The organism is Microbacterium umsixpiens (assembly GCF_053543675.1).
Map to the genome: position 1 here is coordinate 14,207 of NZ_JBLVOH010000078.1, position 3,607 is coordinate 17,813.

4 protein-coding genes are annotated in these 3,607 nt (G+C 68.0%); all 4 read right to left on the reverse strand.

Annotated features, from left to right (window positions below; genetic code table 11):
* On the reverse strand, positions 1-870 hold an 870-nt coding region (locus ACNPM4_RS08080), incomplete at its 3' end, for a dihydrodipicolinate synthase family protein (RefSeq protein ID WP_448985346.1).
* Positions 864-1,697: an SDR family oxidoreductase gene (locus ACNPM4_RS08085; RefSeq protein WP_105711549.1), complete on the reverse strand. Its 834-nt coding sequence runs from the start codon at positions 1,695-1,697 to the stop codon at positions 864-866. The genes ACNPM4_RS08085 and ACNPM4_RS08080, both read right to left, overlap by 7 nt.
* Positions 1,698-1,724: 27 nt before the next feature.
* A complete protein-coding gene (locus ACNPM4_RS08090) occupies positions 1,725-2,597 on the reverse strand; it encodes a carbohydrate ABC transporter permease (RefSeq protein ID WP_081860046.1) in 873 nt (290 codons plus the stop codon).
* Positions 2,594-3,559: a carbohydrate ABC transporter permease gene (locus ACNPM4_RS08095; RefSeq protein ID WP_400857507.1), complete on the reverse strand. Its 966-nt coding sequence runs from the start codon at positions 3,557-3,559 to the stop codon at positions 2,594-2,596. The genes ACNPM4_RS08090 and ACNPM4_RS08095 overlap by 4 nt, the downstream gene beginning before the upstream one ends.
* Positions 3,560-3,607: the final 48 nt, after the last annotated feature.

Consider the following 3,607-nt stretch of genomic DNA (forward strand, 5'->3'; position numbering starts at 1 on the left):
CGCGAAGACCGCATCCAGGCGCGCACGACCGTCGTCGTCGAGCGCCGGGAGCGGGGAGCGGCAGTCGCCGAGCGGGACCGACAGCTTGCCGCCGAGGTACTTGGCCGCGCCGAACACGCCGACCTCGACCATGCCCTCGACCGTGTCGTTGATGCGCACCTGCACGGCACGCGCTCCGGCGAGGTCGCCGGCGTCGAATCGTCGACGCAGCGACAGGAAGAGCTCGATCTGCAGGCTCACGGTGGTGCCGATCGCCCCGCGTGCGCCGATCGACAGCGCCGGCAGATAGAACTCGTCGAAGCCGTTGATCAGGGTCAGGTGCGGGTAGCGGCGGAGGATCCTCTCGGCCCCGTACAGGTTGCGCGAGGTGTGCTTGACGCCGATCACCTGGGGCAGCGCGAGCAGCTCGTCGAAGCCGCCCTCGGAGATGTCGCGCCCCGTGAACTGCGGGATGTTGTAGAGGATGAAGGGAAGCTCGACCGCGTCGATCACGGTGCGGAGGTGCCGCACGACATCCGCCGTCGAATAGCCGTAGTACAGCGGCGGGATCATGGAGATCGCTGCGACACCCGCGTCTTTCGCCGCGGCGGCGATGCGCACCGCCTCCCCCGTCGACATCGCGCCGACGTGGGAGACCACGGGCACGCGCCCCGCGGCAGCCGTCACCGCGGTCTCGGCCACCGCGATGCGCTCGGCCTCGGAGAGCAGCACGCCCTCGCCGGACGACCCGCAGATGTAGAGGCCCTCGACGCCGCGCCGGATGTCGGTGTCGAGCATGGTCGCGAGCGCGCCGTGATCGACGCTCTCGTCGCGGCGCATCGGGGTGACCGCCGCTGTGAACAGGCGCGTGCCGAGAAGATCACTCACCATGCGGTCCACCCGCCGTCGACCACGAGGTTGGAGCCGGTCATGTACGTCGAGGCGTCGGACGCGAGGAAGACCAGTGCGCCGTTGTACTCGTCGGCCTCGGCCATGCGACCGATCGGCATCCGGGCGATGTAGTTCGCCTGGAACTTCGCATCCTGCGTGTCCCGGCGGACGCCCGAGGGCGTGAGCGTGTTGACGCGGATGCCCGCGCGCCCCCAGTACGTGGCGCAGTAGCGGGTGAGGTTGTAGAGCCCCGACTTCGCCGCCGAGTACGCGACCGGCTTGATGAAGGGGATGCCCGTGTCCTCGGCCTTGTAGGCGTAGATGTCCTGCACGGGCGACACCATCCCGTAGATGGATCCCACATTGACGATCGAGCCGCCGACGCCGGCATCGCGCATCCGCCGACCCGCCGCCTGCGTCACGAGGAACGTGCCGACGAGGTTGGTGTCGACGACCTCGCGGAACACGTCGACCGGGAACTCCTCGAACGGCCCGGAGACCTCCGGCGGCGCGCTGGGCTGCGTGTCGAGTCCGGCGTTGTTGACGACGACGGTCGGCACACCCCAGGTCGCGGCGACATGGTCGAGCCCTGCGTCCACGCTGGCCTGGTCGGTGATGTCCATCGCCACGGCGAGCAGGCGCCCATCCGGGTCGTCGATGCCGAGACGCGCGGCGGGATCGGCCACCTCGCTGCGAGAGGTCACGGCGACGCGCGCGCCCCGCTGGTGCAGCGAGCGGACGAACTCCGCTCCGATCTGGCCGAAGCCGCCGGTCACGACGACCACCTTGTCCCGCACCGAGAAGAGCGGGTCGAGTCCTTCAGACATGTATCGATACTCCAGATTGCAGGGCGGTCAGCCCTTGACGGATCCCGCGGTGAGCCCGGACACGATGCCGCGCTGCGCCCACAGGAAGAAGATGATCGCGGGCAGCGCGAACAGCAGCGCGCACAGCATGACGATGTTCATCGGCGTGTAGAACTGCCCGAGGAACGACGACAGCCCGACGGATGCCGGCCACAGGTCGGACGACGAGATGAAGGTGTTCGCGAACATGAACTCGTTCCAGCCGTCGAAGAACGCGATGACGGCCGCGGCTGCGATGCTCGGCATGATCAGCGGGAGCACGATCGTGGTCAGGATGCGCAGGCGCGAGCAGCCGTCGATGCGGGCCGACTCCTCGATCTCGTACGGGATCTTGTCGATGCCGCTCTTGATGATGAACATGCTCACCGGCATCACGAACGCGGTGTCGGCGAGGACGAGCCCCCAGTGGCTGTTGAGCAGCCCGGCGCCGGCGAAGATCGCGTACAGCGGGACGATGATCAGCGCCTCCGGCAGCATCTGCGTGCTGAAGAAGATGAAGCCGGCGACGCCGCGGCCGTGGAACTTGTACCGGCTGAGCGCATAGGCGGCCATGGTCGCCAGCACGAGGCTGAGGATCGTGGTGCCGGCGGCGATCACGAACGAGTTGCCGAGCCAGCGCAGGATCGGGATGTCGGAGAGGAAGCCGCCCCACTGGCCGATGTTCTGCACCTCGGGGAGCAGCGGCTGGCTGCCGCCGTAGAGCGAAGCTTCGGTGCCGAGCGAGGTCGCCAGCATCCAGTACACCGGGAATCCGGCGAAGACGACGAGCAGCGTGATGAGGACGGCCTTGCCGAGGCTGCCGAACTTGGCGCCGATCCCGCGGCGACGCGGAAGATCGGTGGGGATGCGCACGGTGGTCATCGCTGGCTCTCCTGACGTTCTTGGATCTGCTCGACGATGAAGTAGACGACGGTGACCAGCAGCGACAGCACCAGGCCGAGGGCGCCGATGGCCGCGGCGCGTCCGAGGTTCTGATCCTGGAACGCGGTGCGGTAGACGTTCACGACGAGCGTGTTGGTGACGTCGAGCGGTCCCCCACCGGTGATCAGGAAGATGATCTCGAAGCGTCGGATCGACCAGATCGTCATGAGCAGCGTGATGACGCGCACGGTCGGCATGATGTGGGGCAGGGTGACCGCGCGGAAGGACTGGAAGCGGGTGGCGCCGTCGACCCAGGTCGCTTCGCGGAGCTCGTGCGGCACGCTCTGCAGGGCGCTGAGCATGACCAGCATCACGAGCGGCGTGAGCTTCCAGACCGTCGCGAGCGTCACCGCGAACAGCCCGTACTTCGGATCGACGAGCCAGCCGTGCTCACCGAGGCCGAGCGCCGAGGTGGTGCGGTTCAGGATGCCCTGCTCGTTGTTGTAGATCCAGACGAAGATGAGGGCGGCGGCCACTGTCGGCACGGCCCAGGGGATCGTCGCGATGGCACGGATGATGCCACGCCCCTTGAACGCGGTGTTGAGCAGCAGCGCTCCGGCGGTTCCGATGCCGACCGAGAAGACCACCGTGAAGAGCGTGTAGAGGAGGGTCGTGATGACGGACGACCAGAACTTGTCGCTCGACAGCAGGTACTCGTAGTTCTCCATGCCGACCGGCCGTCCCCCCGCGGGGTTGACCAGCTTGGTCGCCGTGAACGACAGCAGCACGCCGCGGATCAGGGGGAAGACCGTGAAGATCGCCAGGTACGCGATCGCCGGGAAGAGGAAGAGGTAGGCGCCGTTGCGCTCGATGAAGCGTCCGATCGCGCCGGTGTCGCGGCGTCGCCGTGGCGGCGAAGCTGAGGGCGTCGTGGGTCGCGCCTCGAGCGTGGGGGTGGCCATGGCCGGGTGTCCTTTCGCGTGTCGCGGGGATGGCCGAGGGGCGGGCGG

Coding starts and splice junctions, on each gene's coding strand:
- ACNPM4_RS08090 (WP_081860046.1), bottom strand. CDS start 2,597: ATGACCACCGTGCGCATCCCCACCGATCTTCCGCGTCGCCGCGGGATC.
- ACNPM4_RS08085 (WP_105711549.1), bottom strand. CDS start 1,697: ATGTCTGAAGGACTCGACCCGCTCTTCTCGGTGCGGGACAAGGTGGTC.
- ACNPM4_RS08095 (WP_400857507.1), bottom strand. CDS start 3,559: ATGGCCACCCCCACGCTCGAGGCGCGACCCACGACGCCCTCAGCTTCG.